General features: G+C 62.7%; 2 protein-coding genes, 1 pseudogene and 2 riboswitches. Of the genes and pseudogenes, 2 read left to right on the top strand and 1 reads right to left on the bottom strand.

Features of this window, described 5'->3' with window-relative positions; all coding sequences use genetic code 11:
• Window positions 1–321: MFS transporter (locus AHiyo1_RS08110; RefSeq protein WP_113990594.1), on the bottom strand; the 321-nt coding region annotated here is incomplete at its 3' end.
• A gap of 82 nt (window positions 322–403) precedes the next feature.
• Between AHiyo1_RS08110 and AHiyo1_RS08105 the strand changes: the two genes are divergently transcribed.
• Entirely contained in the window at window positions 404–952 is a 549-nt protein-coding gene (locus tag AHiyo1_RS08105) for a TetR/AcrR family transcriptional regulator (RefSeq protein WP_059388215.1), read from the top strand.
• A gap of 191 nt (window positions 953–1,143) precedes the next feature.
• Window positions 1,144–1,241, top strand: a riboswitch (glycine riboswitch).
• Between the two features lies 1 nt (window position 1,242).
• Window positions 1,243–1,350, top strand: a riboswitch (glycine riboswitch).
• 51 nt (window positions 1,351–1,401) lie between these two features.
• A pseudogene (locus tag AHiyo1_RS26400) lies at window positions 1,402–2,098 on the top strand (glycine dehydrogenase (aminomethyl-transferring)); the annotation flags it as partial.

The following is a 2,098-nucleotide window of genomic DNA, read 5'->3' as shown; positions in this document are numbered from 1 at the left end:
CGCGGTGGCCGCGGAAACCGCGGCGAAGCCTGTGCTGCCGATCAACAGCAAGCGGCGGCGGCCGATCCTGTCTCCCAGGTTTCCCATGGACACCAAAAGCGCTGCGAGCACCAGCGGATAGGCATCCACGACCCACAGCAGCTGCACGCCCCCGACTTCCAGCGACCGGGCGATTTCCGGCAGGGCAAACGTCAGCGCCGTATTGTCCACAGCCACCAGCAGCACCGGGAACATCAGGAGTGCCAAGGCAGCCCAATCGCGCCACGGGGCGGATTGGATCGAAGAGGTACGGGGGTGCTGGGTAGTGGACGGCGTGAACATGAAGATAACTGTACCGTCTGGACGGTATAGTTTCAATCTGACTCAACGACCTGCCGCATCGAACTAAGGGATGATGGACACCATGCCGCGAAAACCTATTGCCCGGGACGCTGTCCTGGATGCCTTTGAAGCCCTGCTGATCGAGGTAGGGGAGCGGGCTGCCACCCTGGATGCCGTCGCCAAGCGCGCCGGCGTTTCCAAGGGCGGTTTGCTCTACCATTTCCCCAACAAAGAAGCCATGATCAGCTCCTTGCTCGAACGCATGGACGGGCTGGCTGCGCTGGACATCGCGGCAATGAAGGCGGCCCCCGAAGGTGCGGCCGCGTTCTTCATCAAGTCTTCCCTGTGGGCGGACACCCCCTTGGACCGGGTGTTCGTGGCAGCCACGCGGCTCGCGGAAGTAGCCCATGAAGAAACCCGAAGGCGCTTCGCGGGGATCCAGCAACAATGGCTCGATGTGCTCGCGGAGGAAGTGGGGCCCGAGATGGCCAAAGCTGTCCGGTACATGGGCGATGGACTTTACTTCAACGCAATGCTCGAAGGCGGTGCCGGCGATACGGAAGTCAAGGCCAGCGCGAGGAGCGCCGACGTCGGTGCGCTGCTGGCCGCCGTCGACCGCCTCCGTGACTAATGGCGCGGCCCAACTGGCTCGCAGTTGTTGTCGTTTAGAGGCTCCAAAACGACATCTAGTGCGAGTCAGTTGGGAAAGCGGGGCGGGGTCGGTGACCATATTTGCGGACGCGGGCAGTCCATAGGACAATTGGGAGTTGTGGCAGCCGTCACCGGCAACCACAATCCGATTCATACAACTGAATACGCCTTTGATCTGCGGCGGGAGAGTCCTGCAGGCATGTGATGCAGGCGCCGTAGGAGCAAATCCTCCCCAGGAATCTCTCAGGCCCACGCACCGCCGCGGCAAGGCAACTCTGGAAAGCAGCGCGCTGACGCGTGCTCACCGACGGTGCAAGCGGAACAGTGCCACAAGCACGGTTTCGCGGAAACTCTCAGGTCCAATACAGAGCGGGGAGGAACCCGATTAGCTGTGGCGTACCCACGCCGCCTTATTAATGGAGTTCCTTCGTGACGGTTAGTTCAACCTCCACTACGTTCGTTGACCGGCATATCGGCGCCCGGCGCCAGGCCGACATTGACATCATGCTCAAGTCTGTTGGCTACGACAGTGTCGATTCGCTCGTAGACACCGCGGTTCCCAATGACATTCGCCAGGATGTCGCATTGACGCTCCAGAACGCCCTCAGCGAGGTCGAGGTCCTGGCCGAGCTGCGCAAGCTGGCGGCCAAGAACAAGACGGCCGTGCAGATGATCGGCCAGGGCTATTACGACACTGTCACTCCGCCGGTGATCCGCCGCAACATCCTCGAATCCCCGGCCTGGTACACGGCGTACACCCCGTACCAGCCGGAAATTTCCCAGGGCCGCCTCGAGGCGCTGCTGAACTTCCAGACCATGGTCCAGGACCTCGTGGGCCTGCCCATCGCCAACGCTTCCCTCCTGGACGAAGCCACCGCCGTCGCCGAAGCGGTCCTCATGATGCGACGCGCCAACAAGAACAAGACCGCCCACGACGGCAAGACCGTGCTCGACGCCGATTGCCTCCCGCAGACGATTGCCATCGTGAAGGGCCGCGCCGAGGCGCTGGGCTTTGAGGTGGAGATCGCTGACCTGTCCCGGGGCCTGCCCGAGGGCGACATCAACGGCATCGTGCTGCAGCAGCCGGGCGTTTCGGGCCGGGTGTTCGACCACTCCGCCGTGATTG

This window comes from Arthrobacter sp. Hiyo1 (assembly GCF_001263615.2).
In the GTDB taxonomy this organism is placed as follows: Bacteria; Actinomycetota; Actinomycetes; order Actinomycetales; family Micrococcaceae; genus Arthrobacter.
The sequence above is the reverse complement of the archived record's forward strand: the minus strand, read 5'-3'. Positions and strand labels throughout refer to the sequence as shown.

Excerpts from the sequence above, each read along its gene's own strand:
- AHiyo1_RS08105 (WP_059388215.1), top strand. The coding sequence starts at position 404 with ATGCCGCGAAAACCTATTGCCCGGGACGCTGTCCTGGATGCCTTTGAA.